Source organism: Candidatus Seribacter sulfatis, from assembly GCF_964187635.1.
Classification (GTDB): Bacteria; Verrucomicrobiota; Verrucomicrobiia; order Opitutales; family Seribacteraceae; genus Seribacter; species Seribacter sulfatis.
Window position 1 is genome coordinate 26,831 of record NZ_CAXLMO010000043.1, and the last position, 22,861, is coordinate 49,691.

Sequence of the window (22,861 nt, forward strand, 5' to 3'; positions counted from 1 at the left end):
CTCAAACTTATAATTCAAATTAAGTTCCCTTTATTTATACTAAGCAATGGCTCAGATTGGTAATATAAAAAAGTTACCTTTTTTCGAAAAACTAATTCTTCGATGGTATACTCAAAGTGAGGGCAGAGTGCTTTTAGAGTCTTATTTGCTCTGTAGTCTTATACCCGTAATTCTGTATATTTTGCCTGAATGGGCAATGGTGAGCGATGGTCGTGTTCATCGCAATGGTTTAGTGGATTACAGCATGGGACTGGGGGCAATATTTCTAGCACCTATTTTAGAAACAATTTTTATTTTTGTACCTATCTTAGAACTCTGCCGATACTGTAAAGTGAAGACAATATGGACTATTCTCGGATTTGCCCTATTTTTTGAACTGCTCCATACTCAACGAGGATTTTGGGGACATCTTATTCTTTATCCGACAATGATAAGCATGACCGTTCTCTACCTTTCAATGAGAAAGAAGTCTTTTTTACACGCCCTGCTTTTTACTGGAGCAGTACATGAATTTTATAATTTCACTGTAGTGATGGCGAGTCCGATGACCTACGACAAATTTTTCTATTAATTCCCTAAAAATGACTAGGTGCAGTGTGTGGGCTTATACTAAGTGTGTGCAAGCTTGCCGTTCGATTCAATTTCTCGCATCACATTTTGAATTTCGGATCGGAACTCGTTTAACTTTGTCTTGGATAAATTAATTTTGTCATGGGCTGCTTTTTGCAACTCATCGCAAATATCAGTTAAGCGATCACTCCATTTTTCGAGGGAGGAGAGAGTCTGATCGATCAATTCACTTGAAGAAGTAGTGGCTTGTTGGATAAGGGAAATTTGGTCAGTCAATTGTCGCTTTGTTTCGCGAGTTTCAGCTAGAAGTATTCTTTCACCTGCGACACGTTTCAAATCTCCAGTTAAACCGAATTTAGAGAGAAACCAAATAATCCATTTTGATGGGTCGAGCTGCCAAGGCTTTACGCCATTTCGGTAATCCCATTGAAATTCATGGTGATAATTATGATATCCTTCCCCCATTGTGAAGATTGCGGCAATCCAACTGTCCCGTGCACTATGGCTTGTTGAGTAGGGACGCTCGCCAATCATATGGCATAGTGAGTTGATGCAAAATGTGGCATGTTGAACCATTACTACCCGTGCGACACCGGGTATTAGTAATCCACCTAGAGCACCTGCCATCGGGCTAATATTACCTGTGGAGACTGCATAAACATACCCGATGATCGTGGGTAAGATAAAACTCATGAAAAATGCAATCCCATGAACCCATTTGTCCTGCCACATGACAAGACGATCTTTTTTCAGGTCTTGTACATTGTTGATTGGATTGTCCGGTTTGAGCTTAAACATAAGCCATCCCATGTGAGCCCAGAAAAATCCTTTACTTATATCGTAGGGGTCATCATCAGTATCAACATGTTTGTGGTGTTTCCTATGTTCGGAACTCCACCATAGGGCAGAATTTTCAAAAGCAGCGGCCCCGAAAAGAAGTACAAACAATTTGACTGGCCATTTTGCCTTGAAGGCTTTGTGAGAAAATAAGCGGTGATACCCCACGGTGATACTCAATCCGGTGGCGGGATAGTAAAACATAAAAACCCCAAAAATAAACCAGTCCCACCCAAAAAAATAAAAGTAAGCCGGTACAGCAGTGAAAGTAAGAATGGCTGTAATAATTAAAAAACTACTAGTTACCCACTCAACTCGATTGAAAGGAATGTTTTTGAACATTGTTTTAATCTATTGGTGAATCCTCAAATTACGAATTCTTTTTTCGGCAGTAAGAAGATTCAATCAATGAATTTTATATCTTGGACCGATGGGCTTTGACATAAAAGGAAAATTTTCAAAGTATTTACATTTTAAACTCTCACTTATTTCATGAAAGATTTAGCTCATTTCCTTGTTTGTATTTTAACGCTTTCAGTATCTTCACTGTTTCTTTGTGCAGATGACTCGAAAATTCTTACCTTGAAGGGTAAAAGTGGCCCAGGAAATGGAAAAACGATTGTCCTGGTTTCTGGCGATGAAGAGTATAGAACTGAGGAAAGTATGCCCATGTTGGCTAAAATTCTTGCCGAAAAGCATGGCTTTACTTGCAAGGTTCTTTTTGCATGGGATAAAGCTGGTAAATATATTGATCCCAATAATCAGCAGGGTGTGGTTGGCTGGAATCACCTCGAATCCGCGGATCTCATGTTAATTGGTACGCGATTTCGCAAACCCAATCAGAATGATGCGGTGCATATTACGAATTTTCTAAACGCAGGGAAAGCGATTGTTGGAATTCGTACTTCCACTCATGCATTTAATGGAGGAGAAAAATTGGGAGGTGAAATTTCTTACAGTCAGTTCGGACCACTGATCATGGGAGAAGGCTGGGTGAGTCACCATGGCAAGCACAAGGGGGAAGGTGCACGTGGAATGGTTGAGACTAAAAATGCCGCACATCCAATTTTAAATGGAGTAACCGATGTATTTGGTCCCTCTGATGTATATGGCATTAATCGCTTAAATGAAAAAGATACCATTCTTTTGCGGGGAGCAGTAACTAAAACACTTGCACCAAACTCTTCTTTTGTGGATGCGAAGAATGATCCGATGCAACCACTGGCATGGCTTCATCCGTACACCGCTCCCAATGGAAAGAACGGCACCACATTCTGCACCACTATGGGGGCATCAGTTGACTTGGTTAGCGAAGATTTAAGGCGATTGCTGGTGAACTCGGTTTATCATCTTACCGGGCTAAAAGTTCCTGTTAACGCGGATGTAGATTATGTGGATCCTTTTTATCCCTCTTTTTATGGATTTATAAGGGATAAAAAGTATTGGTCGGGCCAAGACATGCAAGCAAAAGACTATGGCCTAGGTAAGACTCCTCATGCACCGGATCCCCAAGGCTCTCCTAGTTGGTCATTTCGTGATACCCCGAAAAAGAAGTAAGTTTTATTCTACCTCTTTATTTTTATTTACGATTTCATTCTTTGCCTGTTTTGCCAGTTTACGATACCGGATTACTTCCTGTAAATATACCATTCGTAAGTTATGCCCGCCGAGCTTGCTGTAGTTACGAAATCCGGGGTTAGAATAAGCAGGGCTTAAATTCTGGGCATCAGCAAGTGCCTGATAGGTCCTTGCTCTTGTCTCATATCTTTTTACACGAATTTCAGCAGATTCATTGCTTGTCTTGGTCGATTGATTAATGGATGAGGTGCAACCATTGTGGAGAAAAAATAATCCAATGCAAAGAATGACTTGAAAGGCTCTTTTCACTGAGTTGTAATGCCGGCTTGAATTAATTTCTCTTTTACCTGTTCGACTGACATTCCTGCTGTGGGAATTGGAAACCCCAGTGTGTCTCCATTGGGAGTAAAACCATCCCCATTGGTATCAACGAAGATTGGGTTGTGATAGGCACAGGGTTTGTTCGTTCCTTGACCGCTGTTTCCATATCCTGTTTTAAGATTTAATTCTTCGCCATAGGCTACTACGATTAAGTGGGCATCATGGGAAAGCTCGATTGTTAATAATTGATCGAATTTGACTACTTCATCCTTAAACCAATGGGGGTGTGTTTTTCGAGTGTAATTATACTTGGTGGACTGTCTTCCATTGATCAAAATTTGGACGCGATTAATGTCGATCCAGGAGGAGCATTGCACCCGGACATTTAATTGAATTGAATCATTTGCTCGGGCAAGGCCTCCGGGTAGGATTCCATCCTGAGTTTCCACTTCCAAAAAGGGGCCGGTGGTGAGCATCATTTGCCCCGCTTTCGCTCGACGACTTATTTCTTCCCAATCAATCTCTTGGGGGTTATCAGTGGAACTGGGAATATAGGTCCTCCATCCACCCACCCCATTTCCAAAAACAGTATGGGCATCACTTACAGCAATTCCCCAAACCCTTCTCCCTTGGTTGAGCATTTGAAGCCAGACAAATTCACGAATTATGGAAACTTGTTCCCTGCTTGCCCTTCGGGTAATCTGGTAGGGTGCCCGTCCCAAAATTTCCGAGGCTCGGTAATTTTGTGTTTCAATTGCGTCGATCAGTGAAACGATGCCCTCAAACCCATTGTCTGAATGTCCATCTTTGTTTCGGTCATTAAAATTTTCGACCATATCCGGATGGTTAATGTGAATCCATCGATTTTTCTTGTGACCGTGGTGATCGCGCAGATTGATTGCATTAATCCGAGGGTCCTTTACCCACTTTGGGGAACCGTTATCCTGAAGGTAAGGACTCGGAGTGATCGGGAATGCGTTCAGGTGTGCTCCTGAACCGGTGAGTTCGATCCCGGGGACAGTTGAAATCTCATTTGTCAGTTTTAACTCTTCTATGTGGGGTTGCCAGTCGTATACTCGGTTATGCTCGGTAGTGGGAGCGAATTCGATGTGTTCGGCGGCCAGGTTGATGATTCGATCATTTGTCCCACACACATTGTCTCCACTCGGAGTGGAGTGGTTGTGAAAGTCAGTGCTTACCCACCCCTTTGTGTTTACTGTTCGTTTAAGTTTGGTTGAAAAAGGCAAAGTCTCTTGCGGGGAGAGAGTGATTTCTTTTTCGACATGGTCGAATTCAATTCCGCGGGTCACAATAATTCGATAGGAACCAGGATTCAGGGCGATTGAGAAAGTACCGGTTTCCGAATGGTATTGATTGTTACATCCATGGGCACGATCAACGGGGCCGAGTTGAGGGTCGCTGGTTTCTCCCAGCCCGATCAATTGAACTTTGCAGGGTATGTCTTCCCCGCTTTCATTAGTGATGCTAAAATCAATTTTCGATGCCGGCTTCATTGTGCAATTTTTTCGTACTCCACTCTCTTGTACATCGATGGAAAATGATTGGTTTTCCCTGCCATGATCAAGGATTGAGACCATCCATTTTCCAATGGGTAATTGAGTTGATATTTTACCACTTTCATCAGGATACCCCAAAATGGATTGTTCATTTTGGGAAAATTTGAAAGTTGCGGATGAAATTGGCGTTGAGCTGTCTTCCTGAAGTGTGATTTCGACTATTCCAGTTTTACCCATTTTTTGTGCTACCCGACCCAATGCCTGTACTGGAGATGTTCCCACTGCGATAAAGCGCTTGATTTCAATTTGGTCTCCGGGATGAAGTGTTTTTGAGCGGGGCGGCAATTTTCCATTTTTGTCCCTATACCAACCATAGGCGTAGCCGGCTTTGTCGGCAGGATCTACAGAGTCCGCCCATTCGATATTCTCGAGTCGGCCAGATTCTCTGAACCGGGTCCACCGATCATCAATGGGTCCGGAAACTTTAATTTTCCCCTCATTACGAATCAGGCTGAGTATATGGATTCCATATTCTCCTTCTTGGATTGTATAAAGGTGTTTTTTAAACAAACCTCCAGATTTTGCTGCGGTGGTTACCACTTCAATTCCATCCCCAGACTCTGTTTTTCGAATGTAGGAAATCTCTCCCTGCTGGCGGGATGGGGAGAAAATGGTAAGTTGGTCATTTTCCGTTCCCCGTAGGCAAAGATCGTAGAGGCATCCAGGGGTCATTCCATTTGCCCCCCAGAAAGCACCCATGTTGGCCTTGCGGTCAGGTGCAGAACTTCCAATTGCACATTCAATCAGTTCATTCCTAAGTACGAAGTCTCCAATGATACCATCCGCTTCTTTACCTTGGGGGAGTTGAGTAACCGTTTCAGGAGAAATTTCAATGATCTCTACTTTTCCAAACTGCGAAAAAATAGGAACGAGCAAAAGAAATAAAAGAGATATTTTTTTCATTGGGGTAATTGTTGAGGGTGAAAAATCCAAATTGTGTGATGAAATTAATTATTACAACCCCTGAAAGTGAATTTTGATTCGTTTGTTCGAATGATCTCTTCTCTATAATCGTATAATGTGATTACTATTTATTAAAATTATACTGACCCCATTCTAGTTTGTGTTTATGAAACAATATATGTCTCAAAATACAAATATTACCCTTATTCGTCATGGTGAAACCGAATGGAATTTGTGCGGACGTTGGCAGGGGCACGCAGATTCTCCGCTGAGTCCCCGTGGTGTCGCACAGGCAGAAGCACTGGGCCAAAGAATGAAGGGTGAGAAATTCGATTTTTTTTATTCAAGTGACCTCGGTCGTGCCATGCATACATCCGAACTGGTGGGCGGGCCATCCGGTATGGTTGCGGAACAGTATGTCGGATTGCGGGAACGTGATCTTGGAGTGCTGGAGGGTATGAACACCGAGGAGATGAAAGTGAGTCAACCAGATGTTTACTCGTCCTTTCGTAATGATGGCCCGGATTTTCAGGTTCCAAACGGAGAGAGCTTTCGCGAATTTTGCTTACGTTGTTCAGGTGCAATCGAGGAACTTGCGACTAAACATTCGGGAGCGAACATCGCTTTGGTTACTCATGGCGGAGTGTTGGGTGCAATTTTTCGTTATGTTCTCAATCTGCCTTTGGATTCCGACCGTAATTTTGTTCTTCTTAACTGCTCCATTAATCGGATCGAACAGATAGAGGCGGGATGGAATTTGATCAGCTGGGGAGACGTGGCACATTTAAAAGAAATAAGCACTTTAGATGATGGCTGAAGTCAACGACATGGCTCGTCGATTCGCTTGTTCATTTCTCATTCAGTAGTGGGGGGTAGGGCACTACAAATGCTTTTTTTACCATATAAAAGAGTAACTGTTGTAGAGAGGGGAATCAATCCTCCTCATTGATGTATTGAATGATTCGTTCATAAGTGCGATATGCCAGCGTATGCATTAATGGGTCTGTGAATGTGGTAATTCTCTTCTCTGGTAGTGGGGGCCAAATCGGCTTTATTCAAAAGGGTAAATTTCAATTTTGATTTTATTTTGGCATCCAATCAAAAATTATTGGAGACCGAGAGAAAGCTTTTCCTTACAGAAAGAAATACTTTTTTCAAGCTGACTCAGTTGATAATTTTGTTGGGCCACTTTCTTTTCTATTCCCTCCGGTGAACTGAAAGGTTTTATTTCCTTTCCTTTTTGGCTGATCAACAAAAAACGCGAAAAGTCTTCCGCTAAAAAAGTAGAATATGGGGGCCAAAAAGTGGGATCCAGATAAGGAAATTCTTTTGCAAATCCTGATATGATTTCTAATTGCATGGGGAGGGAAGGGCACAATCTTTTCCATTCTGAAATAAAAGTGTCCAGGTCTGTACAACCCTCTCCCATAGCGGTCCATTGTACTTTTACCCCTCTTTTACTTTTCCATACCATGGAATCTCTAATACCACTCGATATTGCATAAGGGGCAAGGTTCCGAAGAGTATCAATTGGGTCTTCGAGGGTCCATGTTGCGTTACCCGAATCTAGAGTGGCACCAACATACTCAGTTCCTGCCCGTTCAATTAACTGAACAAGTTCACGGCTATGCAAATCACCTGCATGGTTTTCAACTGCTATTTTTACACCCGCATTTAAGGCCACTGTCTTTACTTTCCTTAAAACTTGTACAGTGCTCGTGATATGGTTCTGTATTCCTCCTTTGCCGTGCCTGTCTTTCATCGTGCCCAGGTAGCAACGGGCCACGCTTGCACCAACCTCTTTTGCGACCCGGATAAGAAGGCGTAAATGCTCTTCGGCGGTTCCATGTTTATCCTTGAAGCTTTTGGAGGTGGGACAAATCCCACCAGTTCCAGTATGAATGACTATGCCCCGGTTTTGAGCTTCCTGTTTAATCTCCTTGAGATAGGAGGAATCCAAAGACTCGTAAACATCAAGGTCGGAAAATAATATCGTGTCTAATTTATGAGAACTTGCAAAATCAAGAAGCCGTGGAGCTTTCCAACCAAGAGCTCGGATTGAAAAATTATCAAATCCAAGTGGAATCGTTGTTGCCGAAGAACTACTTGCACGCAGTGGATTAGGTAGCATGATACTGGAAGCAAGAAGAGATACGGAACCATGGCAGAATTTTCGTCTGGTTTGAAGAGAGTTGAATATTTCCATACTCATAATGGCAATCGATGTGTATGAGATCGGCAAGATTGAAAATGTTGAATTGCGAGATTTTCAATTCTAGGACTTACCCTTTTTACGCGACAAGATTCTTAATCGTAACCGAGGTGTTTTGAGTCCAACTTGACTATAAAGTTGCCCGCTACGATTAAAAAAATGTCAAAAAAACCTAAATATGATTTGCTAAGGTTAAATGTATTAGCATAGGTTATTGGGTATATGAAAGAGAGTAAAGAAGCGCAGTTGGAGGAATTTAAAGTGGTTTACGAATTAGAAGGATCTTTGGATCTTGCCACAAAGTATTTTATGGCAACCCAAACAGAGGACGCAAAAAAAATGTTTTCTTTCGTTTGCCAGAAAAATGATATGAATTCAACTGTACAAAGGATAGAGAAATGGAACCGTTGGAGTTCGCAATGGGAAGTACAGGAGGAAGAAGTTTCCTAAAGTTCTCTTTTGGTTTGATATTTTTCCAAAAAAATCGAGCGCGTTACGATTTCATTACTCTTTTTTGCGTTCCTGTATAATCTTATAAAGGGCGATGTGAGTTTATAAAAAATGTGGCGGTCCGTTTGAAAACTCATTCAAATTAGGTTATGTTGTTTGTATGAAATCGAATCGAGAACCAAACCTAGAAGAGTTCAAGTTTCATTATCATTTCGAAAATGCGGTGGGCTTTTCTGACAAGTATTTCTTAGCCCATAATCTTGATGAAGCAAAAGAAATGTTTGACTACGCATGTTGTAAAAGACATCTGCACCCACATCTGGACGGAGTTGAAAAATGGAATCGTTGGAAGTCAAGTTGGGAGAAGATAGCAATTCCCGACAAGAAGCACTTTTCCAATTAATTCACGCTTTTGAAGTTTGGACCAAATTCACATCTGATATCTCCTCACCGCTTGTAAATCGATAAGCCCACAAAACTTGGTCGCAGGTAACGCAACCGTCTACACAAACTACATTATTAATTACTTTTGGTTCATCCGCCGGTAGGCAATAGTGTCCCAAGAATATTGGTTTATCATTGTGTAAGTATTCTTGCCCAATTTTTTGGGAATTAATCGCAAAAGATTCAGTAAGTAACTTTTTCGATTTGGGAAAGAAATTCGACCCATTAATTTTGTTTTTCTCACCTTCCCACCACCGAATCCGTGCTTTCTTTCTCTTAATCCCGAATCGATCCAAATAATTTAGTTTGTTTGGAATTGGAACTGTAATTCCCCTCAAGATTATATCGATTGCTTGCCCGAGGTCTGACTGCGAGTCAAAAGTCGATCTGATGAAATTTTCATCTCCTACACTTTGATCTTTAAGTTTCGTAATTGAGGCAAAATGCCATGCAGCATGCACCACTCTTAACTCATGAAATTCTAAAAATAGGGGAAGAGATTGGATCCATGGAATAAATGGTTTGATCGCGGGTTCTACAAGTGTTGGGTCCTTTATAAATTGTTGAATTAAACGAAATTCGTGGTTTCCGAGCACAGCAAAGGCTTGTTCGCTGGAATGTAATTTTTGCACGATTTTTAGCACTTCAATTGTGTCCGGTCCTCGATTGATTAAATCACCCACAAAAATAATCTTACGACCTAGCGGGTGAACAAAAGTTCCCTTATTTTCTTCGTATCCCAGTATTTGCAATAATTCGATGAGCAAAGAAGGATACCCATGAACATCCCCTATAATATCAAAATTAGCCATTACTTTTGGCATTGTAAATGAGCGGGGAAATACCTAATTTTTGATCAAATTGTTTCATTATTAGTTTGTAATTTGTATTACTAATATAAGCCTGGTATTTGCTCAAATTGATAAATCTAAAATCCCATACCGGTTAGTTCCTTTTTTATCTATACTTTGAATTGGAGTAGTAGATTCATTTCTAATTAAAGAGTCATCGATGTATACTACTTTCTAATTGTTAATTTCAAATGAAATTAGTTTTCGTATTTTCTTGAGTTCAAACTTTATTAGAATAATTTTCTTAGCAATAGTACTTGATACTACTTACTGTAAGGAGACTTTATTGTATTTCATTACTAGATGAGTGAACTGCTTCTGGGGCGTTTTACTTCTCTCGGAAAATACAATCCACTACCCCTTATCTTGTAAATAGTAACTTGTATGTAATGATTTCTTCGGCAATTAGATCTTCTATCCAATCAATCTTTCCAATAATGCAGTCAATCCAACCAACCCAGAATCGATCCTTAAATAATGCTCGATTAACTACTATAAATTTACCCGGAGGAGAAGTTTCCACCCCTGTTTTTATGCCAGTGGGTACACAGGCAACAGTGAAAGGTATTCTCCCTCGTGATCTATCTGATGTGATCGGTGCGTCGATTATTTTAGGAAATACCTATCATTTAAACCTGAGACCCGGAATAGAGGTGATTAGGGAAGCAGGTGGACTTGCACGTTTTATGAATTGGAAGGGTCCTGTCCTCACAGATAGTGGGGGTTTTCAGGTTTTCAGCTTGGCAAAGTTAAGAAAGTTAAGTGATGAAGGAGTTCGATTTAATTCTCATATCGATGGAAGAGAAGTTTTCCTGGGCCCGAAAGAAGCGATCGAAATTCAGGACGCTCTCAAATCAGATATTGCCATGTGTTTGGATGAGTGTCCTCCGGCGGAAGCATCTCGGGGTGAAATATCTCAGGCGGTCGATCGTTCCACAAATTGGGCTCGTTCTTGTAATTCAGCGTGGAAAGAAACAGATGCCATTTCGGAGGGAAGAAAACTCTTTGGAATTGTACAAGGGGGACGTTTTCCAGAACTAAGGAAACGTTCTGCTCTGGAATTACAGGAGGTGGGTTTTGCAGGGTATGCAATTGGGGGAGTAAGTGTGGGTGAATCTGAGGAAGAAATGCTTGAACAAGTATTCTCTACGGTTCACTTTCTCCCCGATAAACTTCCTCGATATGTAATGGGAGTCGGTACTCCCACTCAATTATTACAAATGGTGGGATATGGAATTGATATGTTTGACTGTGTATTGCCAAGTCGAGCTGCGAGGCATGGTACTGCTTACACATCGACGGGTAGTATTAATATAAGAAATGAAAAATTTAAGTTCGATTTCAGTCCATTAGATTCGGAGACAGATTGTTTTGCGTCCCAAAATTTTTCTCGTTCCTATATTCGCCATTTATTTATGGCAAAGGAATCTTTGGGTGGAGTTTTACTCACTTTGCATAATTTGCGTTTTTTTGTAAAACTCATGGAAAATGCCCGGGAGCAAATCAAGGCGGGTACTTTTGCAAAATGGGCAACTGATTGGACCGAGAGATATAACACCAGTTCCGTGTAATAAAAAAGCCGAGGCAATGCTCGGCTTTTTTATTTGAATTGATCGAAAAGTTATTTCTTGGCGGGAGTCTTGAGTTCAGAGTCTTTTGGACCCGCATTCTTAGGTGCTGAACCTTTCCATTCGCATACATATCCCTTCACCTTACCTGAGAAATCAGTGGTGTCGGCCCATTTGCCTGATTTTCCATCAAGAATTAAAAAATTGTATCCGTTAAGAGCGGCAGGTTTATCATCTCCCCAATGCTTAAATTTGAAGGGTTCGCCATTATCCCAAGTCCATTTTCCTTCTTCAAATTCATCTGTGCCACCCAGCCAAACCAAATGATCCTTGGCCATACGACGAACGAATTCATTTTCTTGAACAGTTGAAATTACAACAAGCTCCCCGCCAATATCGTCACATGCAAACTTGGCTTCCCACCAGGTGCTATTGGTATCGAGAAATGCTTTGTAGTGACTGCCTCGAAAAGGAACTGAGTCCTTGGGCGGTTCAACTTTTTCTGCAAAAAGAAAGCTGGTGATTAGAATAGTGAGTGAAGTTATGAATATATTTTTATGTATTGGTGTCATATTATGCTAAATGTAATAAAAAGATGAATGAAGTTTCGCAACAAATTTTGATGAATTTAAAAAAAAACTAAAATGAACTCTCATGCCTTTGGCTTGACTAAACAAAGTGATTAAATCAGCATTATTCCTTTGCTTATGCAAATATTGAGGTCGGGACGTGGCGCAGTCTGGTAGCGCACTACGCTGGGGGTGTAGGGGTCGCAGGTTCAAATCCTGTCGTCCCGACCATTTTTCTCTTTTTTTGAATCTTTTATTATGTCAACGAAGCTGAGAGTCGGTTGGATAGGACTGGGAGTTATGGGATTTTCCATGGCAAAAAATTTGTTAAACCAGGGAATAGAGTTGAGTGTTTATTCCAGAACTAAAGAGAAAGCTATTCCACTGCTTAACTGCGGTGCAAGTTGGGCAGATACTCCAGCCGAACTCACCAGAGAAGTAGATTATTTATTTTCCATGGTTGGCTACCCAGAAGATGTGGAAAGTATTTACTTTGATGATCATGGGGTCTTTTCGAATTTAGGGGGTGGCAAGGTTCTTATTGATATGACAACCTCTAGTCCGTTACTTGCCGAGCGGATTGCAGAAAAGGCAAAAAACTTGGGTTCATCTGCGCTGGACGCACCTGTAAGTGGTGGAGATGTGGGAGCCAAAAAGGGTAGTTTAGCAATTATGTGCGGAGGTGAGCAGGAAATTTATGATCGATGTCTCAATCTTTTGGAAATAATGGGATCTAATATTCAGCTTTTTGGATTAGCTGGATCTGGACAACGAGTTAAAATGAGCAATCAAATACTAATTGCATCCACTATGATTGGCACCGTGGAAGCTTTGTTGTATGCGGAAAAAGCGAATCTCGACCTAAATAAAGTAATTGGATTGATTGGTCAGGGTGCGGCGGGGTGTTGGTCTTTAAATCAATTGGGACCGCGGATGGTTCAGGAAGATTGGGCACCAGGATTTTTTGTTAAACACTTTATTAAAGACATGGGGATTGCACTAGAGGATGCCGGTCGAATGAATCTCAAATTAAAAGGGTTGGAATTAGCCATGTCTTTTTATGAACAGGTCAAGAAAGAGGGTTGCTCGGAAAATGGCACTCAGGTCTTAATGAGAGTATTAAGAGGATTAAACCAACAATAATTTTCAATCGTTAAAAGAATGTTTCCAAATCCTGTGGAATCAGTAGTGTATATCTTTAATTTAATATTATGGTTATTCTAGTAACAGGGGGAGCAGGTTTTTTAGGCAGTCATTTATGTGAGCGTTTGCTGGGGCAAGGCCATGAGGTTTTATGCTTGGACAACTTTTTCACTGGCCGGAGAAAGAATGTTTCTCATTTGATGGCAAATTCGAATTTTGAACTGATTCGCCATGATGTTGTCGACCCATTTAAATTCGAAGTCGATCGGATATACAATTTGGCCTGTCCCGCTTCTCCAGTTCACTATCAATATAATCCGATCAAAACAGTAAAAACTTCTGTGATGGGAGCAATTAACTGTTTGGGTTTAGCAAAGCGAGTAGGGGCCCGAATTCTACAGGCATCCACGTCCGAAGTGTATGGCGATCCGGAAGTGCATCCCCAACCTGAGAGCTATCGGGGCAATGTAAACCCAATTGGGTTAAGAGCATGTTACGACGAGGGAAAACGCTGTGCTGAAACTTTATTTTTTGATTACCATCGCGAGAATAAAGTCGATGTCCGGGTTGTTCGTATATTTAACACATACGGTCCGCGAATGTTAGCAGATGATGGCCGGGTGGTATCGAATTTTATTGTTCAAGCCCTTAAGGGGGAAGATATCACCCTTTACGGAAATGGTTCACAGACCCGTTCGTTTTGCTATATGGATGATTTACTCGAAGCGATGATTCGTACAATGGAGCAGGATCAAACTGTTGGTCCTATTAATATCGGTAATCCGAACGAGTTTACAATTCGGCAACTCGCCGAAACAGTCTTACAAAAAGTCCAATCCAATTCCTCGATTATCGAAATGCCTTTGCCTGCAGATGACCCCACTCAGCGAAAACCAGATATTTCCCTCGCCCAAAAAGTTTTGGATTGGGAACCAAAAATACAACTTGAGGAAGGACTTGATAATACAATCCCTTACTTCAAGGAACTTCTTGGCGTTTAAATTTTAAACTATGAATCCTCTTTCTCCTTTTAAATCGATTTTGCAAAGCCTAAAGGGCAGAAATCATCGAAAATACATTAAGAAATGTGCGCCTGCTGTTCGCGAAATCAATCGAATTGAAAAGGAGTATCAAAGTTTAAGTGATGAACAACTTCAGGCAAAGACACCGGAGTTAATGGAGAGATTTCAGAAGGGCGAAACTTTGGACGCCTTATTGCCTGAAGCGTTTGCAGTTGTTAAGAACGGTGCACGGCGACTTTGTGGAAAAACAATTGATGTCTGCGGTCATCCACTTCTATGGGAGATGATTCATTATGACGTTCAGTTAATCGGGGGAATGGCATTGCATGATCGGCATATTGCAGAAATGGCAACGGGGGAAGGAAAGACATTAGTTTCGACTTGTCCCCTTTACCTCAATGCAATCTCAGGAAAAAATTGTCAACTCGTCACAGTGAATGATTATTTGGCCCGTCGGGATTCTCATTGGATGGGTGCTTTATTTGAATTTCTTGGTTTAACGGTGGGCTGTATTCAGAATAATATGCCTTCCGCTGAAAGACGTTTGATGTATGAGAAAAATTTAACTTACGGTACGGCATCGGAATTTGGATTTGACTACTTGCGCGATAATGGAATGGCAACCTGTAAGGATGATCAGGTACAAAAGGACTATTTCTTCTGTATTATTGACGAAGCCGATTCTATTTTGATAGATGAAGCTCGGACTCCATTAATTATTTCTGGACCGATGAGAGAAGACCACCCATTGCCCTTTGGTGAAATGAAGCCCTTGGTCATGAAACTCTTTGACACCCAACTTAAGCAATGTAATCGACTTGCAGAGGAGGCTAAAAAACTGTTTGGCAAAGAGGACCTTTCTGATGAAGAAGCCGATGAGGCGACTGCTAAGATTTACCAGGTTAAAAAAGGAATGCCCACTCATCGCCAATTTATGAGGATGATGGAAAATGCTCAAATTCGAAAGAAATTTGAAAAATTCGATTTGGAGATGAACTCTGATTACAACAAGCAAAGGGCTCATCAATTAAAAGAAGACTTGCATTATGTGATCGATGAAAAAAATCAACAAGCTGATTTGACTGAGATTGGAAGGTCTTTAATCAGCCCAAAAGATCCTAATGGCTTCGTCATTCCAGATTTAGCAACAATTTATGTGGAGATCGATCGTAACTCTGAATCTGATGACGATACCAAGCGGGAAAAAAAGGAAGAAGCAGAAAAAGACTTTCAAGTAAGAAGCGAAAGGATTCATACTGTATCCCAACTGCTACGGGCATTTGGCTTATACGAAAAAGATAAGCAATATGTTGTTCAAGGCGGAAAGGTAATGATTGTGGATGAGAATACAGGTCGCCTTATGCCCGGTCGTCGATGGAGTAATGGACTTCACCAGGCGGTTGAAGCCAAGGAGGGAGTGGCCATTGAAAAAGAAACTAAAACCTATGCCACGATTACTATCCAAAATTACTTTCGGATGTATGACAAACTGGCTGGTATGACTGGAACCGCTGAAACTGAAGCTGGAGAGTTTCATGATATTTACCGCCTCGGTGTAATGGTGATTCCCACACACCGAGATTGTGTGCGAAAAGATTTAAATGATTTGATGTTTAAAGGACGTCGCCAGAAATTTAATCAGGTTCTCGAAGACCTGACTGAGGCACATAAAAACGAACAACCCGTCTTAATTGGTACGGCTTCGGTTGAATCTTCTGAAGTATTTAGTCGTATGCTCAAACGTGCCAATATCAGGCATACCGTACTCAATGCAAAATTTCATGAAAGGGAAGCGGAAATTGTTTCACAGGCGGGTCAGCGGGGTGCAGTTACCATTGCTACCAACATGGCTGGACGGGGAACGGATATTAAATTGGGGGAGGGGGTAAAAGAGCTCGGTGGTCTTTTGGTTTTGGGTACTGAAAGGCACGAATCCCGACGAACAGACAGGCAGTTAAGAGGCCGATGTGCTCGTCAGGGAGATCCCGGTGCTTCTCGCTTTTATGTCTCCCTGGAAGATGACCTAATGCGCTTGTTTGCCAATCAAGGAGCTCTTTCCAAGATGCTGGAGAAATCCTTTGGGGATGACGAGGTCTTGGAGCATGGTACCTTAGATTGGTCGATTCAAAATGCGCAAAAGAAAGTGGAGCAACAAAATTACTCAATTCGTAAGAGACTTCTTCAATATGATGACGTCTTAAACAGGCAGCGGGAAATTGTTTATTCCATCCGTAATGACGTTTTGTTGGAGGAGGACCCTGGTAAGATTTTGATCGAGTTGGTAGAGGAAGAAGTAGAGGGAAGAGTTGGTGGGATTCCGCTTACTGAATTTAAAGCAAACCGAGTCGAGGACATGCCCGAAATGGAGTCATTATTGGCCTCTTGGGTGAATGTTACTTTTCCTTTATCAGTTCCATTGGAAGATTTATTCGGGAAGAGTGAGGATGAGGTTAAAACACTGTTACTCGAAAAAATTACCGGTGCCTATGATGGTAAAAGAAAACTGGAGGATCCCGACCAATTACAAAGCTTAGAACGGTATGTAGTGGTCAACGCTGTGGATGTGCATTGGCAGGACCACCTGACAGAAATGGATGAATTGCGTCGAAGCGTGGGATTGCGTGGTTATGGGCAAAAAGATCCTTTAAGCGAGTATAAAAATGAGGCATTTCGTGCCTTTGAAGAGATGATGGTCGCAATGAGGTCAGATGTATGTTCCGGGATGTTTCGTTCCTCGACCAATTTGGCAGCGTTTGAAAATATGCTTTCCAATCTAAGTAATGTGGCAAAAGTTTCCGGTCCGGATACATCTTCGAGCGGTGGATTTGATCGATTTTCGGGTCCGAGACAAGGTAATCCTAATTCAGGGCCAACCGAAGCTCCAGAGATTCCTAAAATTGCGACTCCTGTAGTGCGTGAAACTCCCAAAGTGGGGAGAAATGATCTTTGTCCTTGCGGGAGTGGGAAAAAATACAAGAAGTGTTGCGGAGTAGGAGTTTCTTCCTAACGAAATATTGCCAGCTTAATGAGTGGCGAGGGGGGGAAGAGTTTCCACTGAATTTCCCAATTTTTATTAGCCCTCCACCTTCTGGGACGGTTCGTTTATTGCTTGGGCTCTGCCGCGAGTTGTTGCCAGTTTATTGCACTGATCTGTTCGGGGCGTAAGTGCCGGTCGAGTTTATTAGCCAGTAACCAACGATCGATCTTTTCCTTCACATCTGTGCTTTCCTTTTTGATCAGAGATCCGATCTGCTTTCTCCTTTGTGTAAATATTTTACGGATGAGTGCACGATCTTCCTGGTCGAAGAGAAAGGGTGCTTCTAACCTATCCAGTTGAACGAGCACTGAATCAATTCCAGGTATGGGAAAAAAGCACTGTCTTGAGACTGGATGAGTTTGAATATGGGTAAAGGCAGCCTTGAGAAAAATGGAGAGAGCATTGTACTCTTTTGTTCCGTGGGTAGAATTCATCCGACTTACTGCTTCTTTTTGAAGCATTACCACCATTCGAAATGGAATTCTTTTGGTGTGCAATAAAGACTCCATCCAGGGAGAAGAAATGGCATAGGGCAAATTAGCAACAACTGCGAATTCCTTTATATCACTTGGCAGGTTGGCAAGTGGATACTTGACCGCATCCCCTTGGATGAGATCTAATTGTTGATCTGCAATAAAACGACCTAAGGTTTTTTCCAGATTTTTAACAAGTTCGCGATCAATCTCGACGGCAAATACAGGATGATTATTTGCCAAAATTTGTTTAGTTAATGTTCCCAAGCCCGGACCAATTTCAACCACTGGCATACCTTCAGGTAAATCCGCCATCGCGAGAGATTTACGGACAATATTTCCATCCACTAAGAAATTCTGCCCGAGTTTTTTCTTGGGCCTGTGATCTAGCTCATCTAAAATTTTTGAAGTTTCTGTGGGCGAAAGTGGCATAATTTCAAGGGCGGGAATTAAAAGATTAATCTCGTTGTTTCATCTGATGGATTAGCCCCTCGACATCATCAGATCTCATCAGTGCTTCACCACATAATACTGCGTCCGCTCCGCACTCTCGAACTTGCCACGCATCTTCGGGCTCAAAGATTCCACTTTCACTTACTTTAATAATTCCATCAGGAATTTGTGGGATTAATTTCTCAGATATTTCTAGATCAGTTACAAAACGGGTAAGGTCTCGATTATTTACCCCTAGGATTTTGGGGTCATGTCTGAGTGATTTTGTAAGTTCTTCTTCTTCGTGTATTTCATAAAGGCAATCCAATCCACTTACATCCGCTGCTTCACGCAGTACTTTTAATTCATCGTCTGATAATGCACGAACAATTAATAGAATGGCACTCGCTCCTGCCTCAAGTGCTTCGAGTACTTGGATCGGGTGTACCATAAAATCTTTTCGCAAGGTTGGAATTCCACGTTGGTGATTTTGAAGGAAATCATTCACTTCCCACAAATCTTCAAGTTGACCGCCAAAATATTTCATATCAGTCAAGATTGATAGGGCATCTGCATCCGCATTGAGATAAGTGCGACCCTGTTCCACCGCAGAGATATCCTCTGCAATATCTCCCGCAGATGGAGATTTCCTTTTGATTTCCGCAATAACTGAAAGCTCGTCCTGGGCGAGTGAATCATAAAAAGAAAAATCTTTTTTCATCCGCTTCCCTAATTGCTCCAGTTCATTCAATTTAACTGGACGAATACGAGAAGAAACTTCCTTTCGTTTCCATTCCATAATTTCGGCTAATTTATCCATTTAATTGAGAAGTTATTTTTATTTTGAGTTGAGTTTGAATTGCCATGTATTGTAACTCCTACAGAATGCGCGAGAGTGAGCGAAATTCAACGACTAAGACAAATTGTTACACAACTTCGGGCGCCAGATGGTTGTCCATGGGACAGGGAACAGACCCACCAATCCCTTCTCCGGTGTCTAGTGGAGGAGGTTTCTGAGGTTTTGGAAGCAGTGGATAATAATGATTTTGAATTAATGGAGGAGGAACTGGGAGATTTATTATTACAAGTCGTCATGCATGCCTGTTTAGCAGAGGAACAAAACCATTTTGATTTTGAGGATGTTGCCCGGGGGATTTCTGATAAATTGATTCGTCGACACCCTCATGTTTTTGGAGAGAAAGCAGAAACGGTCGATACCTCAGGTGAAGTCATAGATCGATGGGAATTAATCAAAGCAGAAGAGAAAAAAAAGAAGTTTGGTGAGAATGCAAAAATAAGTATTTTTAAGAATCTTCCTCCTCGATTACCGGCTTTGCTTTTTGCGAATGATATTTACAAAAGAGTGGCCAAAAATGGACTGGAGGAAAAAGGGGAATGGGAAGAGAATAATTCCACTGGATCTGCCCAAGAACTAAATGAGGAACTGGCAGGGAAAGCTCTTTTTGAATTGGTCGCTGCATGTCAGAAATCTGGAATCGATCCTGAATTAGCCCTTCGGAAATTTTCATCCGCTCAGGTGAAAAAACTGGAAGATTAATCGGACTATTTTAGGCTTTTATACCGATGAAAGATCGCGTGGAAGAGATCGTATTGAGCGAACTTGATCCCAATTTCAAGATTTCTTGCTTAATTCGTAAGTCAAATCGTGCTCGAAGAATTAATTTACGCATTCGTTCCAGAGAAAAAGCAGTCCTTACCCTTCCTCGTTGGACTTCGTATCGAGAAGGGTTGTCCTTTCTCTCTAATCAAAAAAAATGGTTGGAACAAAAAATCAAAACCTTTCCGGTTACTCAAAAACTAAGCGAGTACTTTATTGAAGGAGGACAGATTTGGATCAACAAAAGCCCCATTTTTCTTTCCTGGTCAGTAAATAATAACCGAAAGAAAGTATTTTCTGAGGTCTTGGAGGATGCCCTTCAACTTGATTTACCAACTACCGATACCATTGAGAACTATTTATTTAAATTCTTACGAGAATTAGCCCGTGAGAATTTAAAGTCGCGCCTTTTTACCCTTGCGGCAAAAGCAGAGTTAAATTGCGAGAATGTAAGGATTGGAAACCAGAGAAGTCGTTGGGGGTCTTGTTCTGCGAGGAGTACGATCTCATTAAATTGGAGGTTGATTTTGTTACCATACGAAATCGCGGATTATGTTATTTTTCATGAACTTGCCCACTTAAAACACCTAAATCATTCCCTTCAGTTTTGGGAATATTTGGAGTATATATGTCCGAATTCAAGAGTGTACGATAAGGAATTACTTAAAGCTGGGAAAAACGTGATTCGGTTGGGGCACATCGATTAGCAGTGAACTGCTGAACGGATCTATCTTACCCGACCTAATTCCCAGGCTGTTTTCCCGCCCAATGAACGTAGAAAGGGTAGTGCATCTCCAGTTTCTTCGGCCACATCAACTGGAGTAATTCCATCTGGGCCGTAACGGGAATTAACATCCAAGTTGTAGGATAATGCTTTTTGAACAAGGCTTCTTTTTCCAGAGAATGCAGCCCCATGCATCAAATTATATCCATCTTTTGCAGAAATATGAGGATTGGCATTTTGTGAGAGTAGGAATTCGACGATGTCTTCTTTGCCCGAAACCATTGCAACTAACAAGGGAGTGGCGCCAAAGGCGTCTTTTACATTGATCGAGTAACCATTATTAAGAAGCTTTTTAACCTGCTTCATATCGCCTAAACCAGCTGCCACATGTAATGGGTTTTGGTTATCAACTCCAATTTCTTCAAGTAAAGTAACAATTCCTTCATGTCCACCGGCAGCAGCCAGGTCGATAAAATTGGTACCGTGAATATCCTTCGCATGCGGGTCGGCTGAAAGAGCAAATAAAATCTCAAGCATTTCTTTTTCTCCACGAAGTGCCGCAGTCATGCCGGGTGTTTCTCCTTCATCTGTCTTAGCATCTACTTCTGCACCATCTTCGAGGAGTAATTCAAGGACTTGAATATTTCTTCCCCAGGCGGCACTATGCAGGGGGGTGGATTGATGCCTTCCACGTATGTTCGGATTACCACCATTGTTGAGTAGGTAATCTACAATTCGAGCATTTCCTTTATATGCCGCATAATGAATAGGGCTGTGACCAAAACGGTCGGTTGCATTAATTAATGAACCTTGTTGTACCGCTTGGATCACTAAGTTGAGGTCATTTTGAGCAATTGCCTGAAAAATGGATTGATTGGCTTGGTCAATTATCGCCTGACCTGCATGCTTGAATATGACTTCCCATCCCGAACGGTTTGCATCCAATAATTTAACATGGGTGATTAACTCACCGTCGATTACTTTACTCGAAATTCGGCTAAAGTCATCGGCGATATTTAAAAGTTTTAATTGAGGATAGCTTAGTGACGAGTGTTTACGAATTGATTGATTTGCCTGAACCACATTCAGGTCGAGTGCAAAGGAATGTTGATTGAGAAATCTTTTCCGGTTTTTTGAAAGCGGTACTATCGGTTTACTTTTTTCAATTTCACGAAGGTAGTTAATACTGGTAATCCAAAACTGATCTACCTGGTCGACCAGGTGGAGTTGATTAATGTTCAGTAGTGAGCGTATTGAATTAGATGAATTCAGTCCGGATAACAGTTGCTTAAGGGCAAGTTGTTGATCGATCCCCATTCCAAAAAGTAATACAGGAGAGATTGCGGGAGATAATTCTCCCTTCGGACTGTATTTAATTTGTTTGTTAAAGTGCCCTCCAGCGAAGATGAAATCTCCATTTGGGGTGGTAAGGAGTTCAGTAGGAGTGGAATTGAATCCAGGAAGTTTAACCTCTTTATTAATTTTTCCCTCACTCAGGATTTGTAGTAATTGATCCACTGCAAATATGGTTGCCTGCTGGACTTGCTTGGTGGGAACACTGAGACGGACAACGAGAGGAGAATCACCAGGAACTTGATCAAGCATTCCGATTTCTCGGATCGGTTTAGAATGATCATTGGTTGCTATTGAATACTCTAGAGTGGTGATCTTAACGGAGTCTTTGTTTGAAATTACGTGCATGCCAAACTGTCTGGTAAAAAAGGGATCCAATAAAGGAAGTAACTTTTTCCATTGATCATCAGGCCAGTTTTCTTGGACCACATTTGCCAATCCAGACCCATCTAAATAAAGAGAGATTTCACTTGGACGGGAGAAGTGTTTGGTAAGAGATTCAGGAAATTGATCCTCTTTGTTTTTGTTCGAAATCGATCGTGAAAGTTTATCTAGTTCAATATTGGAAGAATCTGAGTCACGAATGATCGGACCCACGCCGACGATGTAAAATACTTTACCCTTTCGTCCAAATTCGATAGGGAGTCCATTTTTTCGATATCGTATGCTTTTTCCCTTCCGTTTCTCAAAATCCATAGATTCTGCGAAATTTGCAATAAATTGATCTGCTTTTTTGGTGTCTCCAACGGTGGATACCAGTCCAAAGGAGAGGGGGTTCTTTTGGGAAGGTGTTGTGCGAACAAAAAACTGAACGGGGATGTCGAAGTTAAATCCATAATGTTCGCCCTCCAGTAGAAGACTTTTTAATTGTGGTGTTGAAAGGCTTAATACGTCGATGATTGGAGCCCATACTAGACTCTTTCTCACCTTTGACTTATTCAAAATGGCCTCTATATCAACAGAAAATACGAGAAATGAATCTTTCGGTACCTGACTGATGGAAGCGGGCAGTGCATTTAAAGGACGAGCAGAATATATAACGCTCCCTAGAATAAAGAGGGTTACAAATGTGCGTTTTAATAAAATGGAAATTGTCATGGACATAACTTCAAAGTACTTTGCGTTACGAAAGGGTCAAATTATCTTTCCATTTTTCTAATTGTTATTTTCAATGATCAA

At 41.5% G+C, this 22,861-nt stretch carries 20 protein-coding genes and 1 tRNA gene; 12 read left to right on the forward strand and 9 right to left on the reverse strand.

Annotated features, from left to right (window positions below; translation table 11 throughout):
* The first annotated feature begins 181 nt into the window (after window positions 1–181).
* Entirely contained in the window at window positions 182–571 is a 390-nt protein-coding gene (locus tag ACKPQ5_RS05090) for a hypothetical protein (RefSeq protein ID WP_407678022.1), read from the forward strand.
* Window positions 572–609: 38 nt separating this feature from the next.
* On the opposite strand, the gene ACKPQ5_RS05095 is transcribed toward ACKPQ5_RS05090, so the two are convergent.
* The gene (locus ACKPQ5_RS05095) at window positions 610–1,749 is read right to left on the reverse strand and encodes an acyl-CoA desaturase (RefSeq protein WP_407678023.1); all 1,140 of its coding nucleotides are present in this window, start codon (window positions 1,747–1,749) and stop codon (window positions 610–612) included.
* A 150-nt stretch (window positions 1,750–1,899) separates the two neighbouring features.
* Between ACKPQ5_RS05095 and ACKPQ5_RS05100 the strand changes: the two genes are divergently transcribed.
* Window positions 1,900–2,964 (forward strand): hypothetical protein, encoded by a 1,065-nt coding sequence (locus ACKPQ5_RS05100; RefSeq protein ID WP_407678024.1) that lies wholly within the window; start codon window positions 1,900–1,902, stop codon window positions 2,962–2,964.
* 3 nt (window positions 2,965–2,967) lie between these two features.
* Here the strand turns inward: ACKPQ5_RS05100 and ACKPQ5_RS05105 are convergent, their stop codons facing one another.
* Window positions 2,968–3,294: a hypothetical protein gene (locus ACKPQ5_RS05105; RefSeq protein ID WP_407678025.1), complete on the reverse strand. Its 327-nt coding sequence runs from the start codon at window positions 3,292–3,294 to the stop codon at window positions 2,968–2,970.
* Window positions 3,291–5,786 (reverse strand): CehA/McbA family metallohydrolase, encoded by a 2,496-nt coding sequence (locus tag ACKPQ5_RS05110; protein WP_407678026.1) that lies wholly within the window; start codon window positions 5,784–5,786, stop codon window positions 3,291–3,293. The genes ACKPQ5_RS05105 and ACKPQ5_RS05110 overlap by 4 nt, the downstream gene beginning before the upstream one ends.
* Before the next feature lie 166 nt (window positions 5,787–5,952).
* Between ACKPQ5_RS05110 and ACKPQ5_RS05115 the strand changes: the two genes are divergently transcribed.
* Window positions 5,953–6,603, forward strand: coding sequence for a histidine phosphatase family protein (locus ACKPQ5_RS05115; protein ID WP_407678027.1), 651 nt, complete (start codon window positions 5,953–5,955; stop codon window positions 6,601–6,603).
* A gap of 288 nt (window positions 6,604–6,891) precedes the next feature.
* Here ACKPQ5_RS05115 and ACKPQ5_RS05120 read toward each other — a convergent pair whose 3' ends face one another.
* Window positions 6,892–7,992 carry a sugar phosphate isomerase/epimerase family protein gene (locus ACKPQ5_RS05120; protein ID WP_407678028.1) on the reverse strand — a complete coding sequence of 367 codons (1,101 nt, stop codon included), beginning with the start codon at window positions 7,990–7,992 and terminating at the stop codon, window positions 6,892–6,894.
* A 228-nt stretch (window positions 7,993–8,220) separates the two neighbouring features.
* Between ACKPQ5_RS05120 and ACKPQ5_RS05125 the strand changes: the two genes are divergently transcribed.
* Window positions 8,221–8,448: a hypothetical protein gene (locus ACKPQ5_RS05125; RefSeq protein WP_407678029.1), complete on the forward strand. Its 228-nt coding sequence runs from the start codon at window positions 8,221–8,223 to the stop codon at window positions 8,446–8,448.
* Window positions 8,449–8,608: 160 nt separating this feature from the next.
* Window positions 8,609–8,851, forward strand: coding sequence for a hypothetical protein (locus ACKPQ5_RS05130; RefSeq protein WP_407678030.1), 243 nt, complete (start codon window positions 8,609–8,611; stop codon window positions 8,849–8,851).
* Window position 8,852: 1 nt separating this feature from the next.
* Here the strand turns inward: ACKPQ5_RS05130 and ACKPQ5_RS05135 are convergent, their stop codons facing one another.
* Complete coding sequence (locus ACKPQ5_RS05135) at window positions 8,853–9,716, reverse strand: metallophosphoesterase (RefSeq protein WP_407678031.1); 864 nt, start codon at window positions 9,714–9,716, stop codon at window positions 8,853–8,855.
* Window positions 9,717–10,132: 416 nt separating this feature from the next.
* On the opposite strand from ACKPQ5_RS05135, the gene tgt reads away from it, so the two are divergent.
* Window positions 10,133–11,314: a tRNA guanosine(34) transglycosylase Tgt gene (gene tgt / locus ACKPQ5_RS05140; RefSeq protein ID WP_407678032.1), complete on the forward strand. Its 1,182-nt coding sequence runs from the start codon at window positions 10,133–10,135 to the stop codon at window positions 11,312–11,314.
* A gap of 50 nt (window positions 11,315–11,364) precedes the next feature.
* On the opposite strand, the gene ACKPQ5_RS05145 is transcribed toward tgt, so the two are convergent.
* Window positions 11,365–11,883 (reverse strand): C-type lectin domain-containing protein, encoded by a 519-nt coding sequence (locus ACKPQ5_RS05145; RefSeq protein WP_407678033.1) that lies wholly within the window; start codon window positions 11,881–11,883, stop codon window positions 11,365–11,367.
* A 151-nt stretch (window positions 11,884–12,034) separates the two neighbouring features.
* On the opposite strand from ACKPQ5_RS05145, the gene ACKPQ5_RS05150 reads away from it, so the two are divergent.
* The 4 genes from ACKPQ5_RS05150 (at window position 12,035) to secA (ending at window position 17,052) form a co-directional block, all read left to right on the forward strand.
* Window positions 12,035–12,111: transfer RNA gene (locus ACKPQ5_RS05150), tRNA-Pro, on the forward strand.
* A 24-nt stretch (window positions 12,112–12,135) separates the two neighbouring features.
* A complete protein-coding gene (locus tag ACKPQ5_RS05155; protein WP_407678051.1) occupies window positions 12,136–13,023 on the forward strand; it encodes an NAD(P)-dependent oxidoreductase in 888 nt (295 codons plus the stop codon).
* Window positions 13,024–13,091: 68 nt separating this feature from the next.
* Window positions 13,092–14,024 carry a UDP-glucuronic acid decarboxylase family protein gene (locus tag ACKPQ5_RS05160; RefSeq protein WP_407678034.1) on the forward strand — a complete coding sequence of 311 codons (933 nt, stop codon included), beginning with the start codon at window positions 13,092–13,094 and terminating at the stop codon, window positions 14,022–14,024.
* Window positions 14,025–14,034: 10 nt separating this feature from the next.
* Complete coding sequence (gene secA, locus ACKPQ5_RS05165) at window positions 14,035–17,052, forward strand: preprotein translocase subunit SecA (RefSeq protein ID WP_407678035.1); 3,018 nt, start codon at window positions 14,035–14,037, stop codon at window positions 17,050–17,052.
* 95 nt (window positions 17,053–17,147) lie between these two features.
* Here the strand turns inward: secA and rsmA are convergent, their stop codons facing one another.
* Together rsmA and trpC are read right to left on the reverse strand one after the other, a co-directional pair.
* A complete protein-coding gene (rsmA, locus tag ACKPQ5_RS05170) occupies window positions 17,148–17,987 on the reverse strand; it encodes a 16S rRNA (adenine(1518)-N(6)/adenine(1519)-N(6))-dimethyltransferase RsmA (protein ID WP_407678036.1) in 840 nt (279 codons plus the stop codon).
* Window positions 17,988–18,012: 25 nt separating this feature from the next.
* Complete coding sequence (gene trpC / locus ACKPQ5_RS05175; RefSeq protein ID WP_407678037.1) at window positions 18,013–18,807, reverse strand: indole-3-glycerol phosphate synthase TrpC; 795 nt, start codon at window positions 18,805–18,807, stop codon at window positions 18,013–18,015.
* A gap of 75 nt (window positions 18,808–18,882) precedes the next feature.
* Here trpC and mazG point away from each other — a divergent pair, with 75 nt between their 5' ends.
* The gene (gene mazG, locus ACKPQ5_RS05180) at window positions 18,883–19,545 is read left to right on the forward strand and encodes a nucleoside triphosphate pyrophosphohydrolase (protein ID WP_407678038.1); all 663 of its coding nucleotides are present in this window, start codon (window positions 18,883–18,885) and stop codon (window positions 19,543–19,545) included.
* A gap of 26 nt (window positions 19,546–19,571) precedes the next feature.
* Window positions 19,572–20,312: a M48 family metallopeptidase gene (locus tag ACKPQ5_RS05185; protein ID WP_407678039.1), complete on the forward strand. Its 741-nt coding sequence runs from the start codon at window positions 19,572–19,574 to the stop codon at window positions 20,310–20,312.
* Window positions 20,313–20,332: 20 nt separating this feature from the next.
* Here ACKPQ5_RS05185 and ACKPQ5_RS05190 read toward each other — a convergent pair whose 3' ends face one another.
* Complete coding sequence (locus tag ACKPQ5_RS05190) at window positions 20,333–22,780, reverse strand: ankyrin repeat domain-containing protein (RefSeq protein WP_407678040.1); 2,448 nt, start codon at window positions 22,778–22,780, stop codon at window positions 20,333–20,335.
* Window positions 22,781–22,861 lie beyond the last annotated feature (81 nt).

Bases quoted from the DNA above. Each gene is read 5' to 3' on its own strand.
- ACKPQ5_RS05160 (WP_407678034.1), top strand. From the start codon at position 13,092: ATGGTTATTCTAGTAACAGGGGGAGCAGGTTTTTTAGGCAGTCATTTA.
- ACKPQ5_RS05095 (WP_407678023.1), bottom strand. From the start codon at position 1,749: ATGTTCAAAAACATTCCTTTCAATCGAGTTGAGTGGGTAACTAGTAGT.
- ACKPQ5_RS05100 (WP_407678024.1), top strand. From the start codon at position 1,900: ATGAAAGATTTAGCTCATTTCCTTGTTTGTATTTTAACGCTTTCAGTA.
- ACKPQ5_RS05135 (WP_407678031.1), bottom strand. From the start codon at position 9,716: ATGCCAAAAGTAATGGCTAATTTTGATATTATAGGGGATGTTCATGGG.
- ACKPQ5_RS05115 (WP_407678027.1), top strand. From the start codon at position 5,953: ATGAAACAATATATGTCTCAAAATACAAATATTACCCTTATTCGTCAT.
- ACKPQ5_RS05110 (WP_407678026.1), bottom strand. From the start codon at position 5,786: ATGAAAAAAATATCTCTTTTATTTCTTTTGCTCGTTCCTATTTTTTCG.
- ACKPQ5_RS05145 (WP_407678033.1), bottom strand. From the start codon at position 11,883: ATGACACCAATACATAAAAATATATTCATAACTTCACTCACTATTCTA.
- ACKPQ5_RS05120 (WP_407678028.1), bottom strand. From the start codon at position 7,992: ATGGAAATATTCAACTCTCTTCAAACCAGACGAAAATTCTGCCATGGT.
- secA (WP_407678035.1), top strand. From the start codon at position 14,035: ATGAATCCTCTTTCTCCTTTTAAATCGATTTTGCAAAGCCTAAAGGGC.
- ACKPQ5_RS05130 (WP_407678030.1), top strand. From the start codon at position 8,609: ATGAAATCGAATCGAGAACCAAACCTAGAAGAGTTCAAGTTTCATTAT.
- trpC (WP_407678037.1), bottom strand. From the start codon at position 18,807: ATGGATAAATTAGCCGAAATTATGGAATGGAAACGAAAGGAAGTTTCT.
- tgt (WP_407678032.1), top strand. From the start codon at position 10,133: ATGATTTCTTCGGCAATTAGATCTTCTATCCAATCAATCTTTCCAATA.
- ACKPQ5_RS05185 (WP_407678039.1), top strand. From the start codon at position 19,572: ATGAAAGATCGCGTGGAAGAGATCGTATTGAGCGAACTTGATCCCAAT.
- rsmA (WP_407678036.1), bottom strand. From the start codon at position 17,987: ATGCCACTTTCGCCCACAGAAACTTCAAAAATTTTAGATGAGCTAGAT.
- ACKPQ5_RS05190 (WP_407678040.1), bottom strand. From the start codon at position 22,780: ATGACAATTTCCATTTTATTAAAACGCACATTTGTAACCCTCTTTATT.
- ACKPQ5_RS05125 (WP_407678029.1), top strand. From the start codon at position 8,221: ATGAAAGAGAGTAAAGAAGCGCAGTTGGAGGAATTTAAAGTGGTTTAC.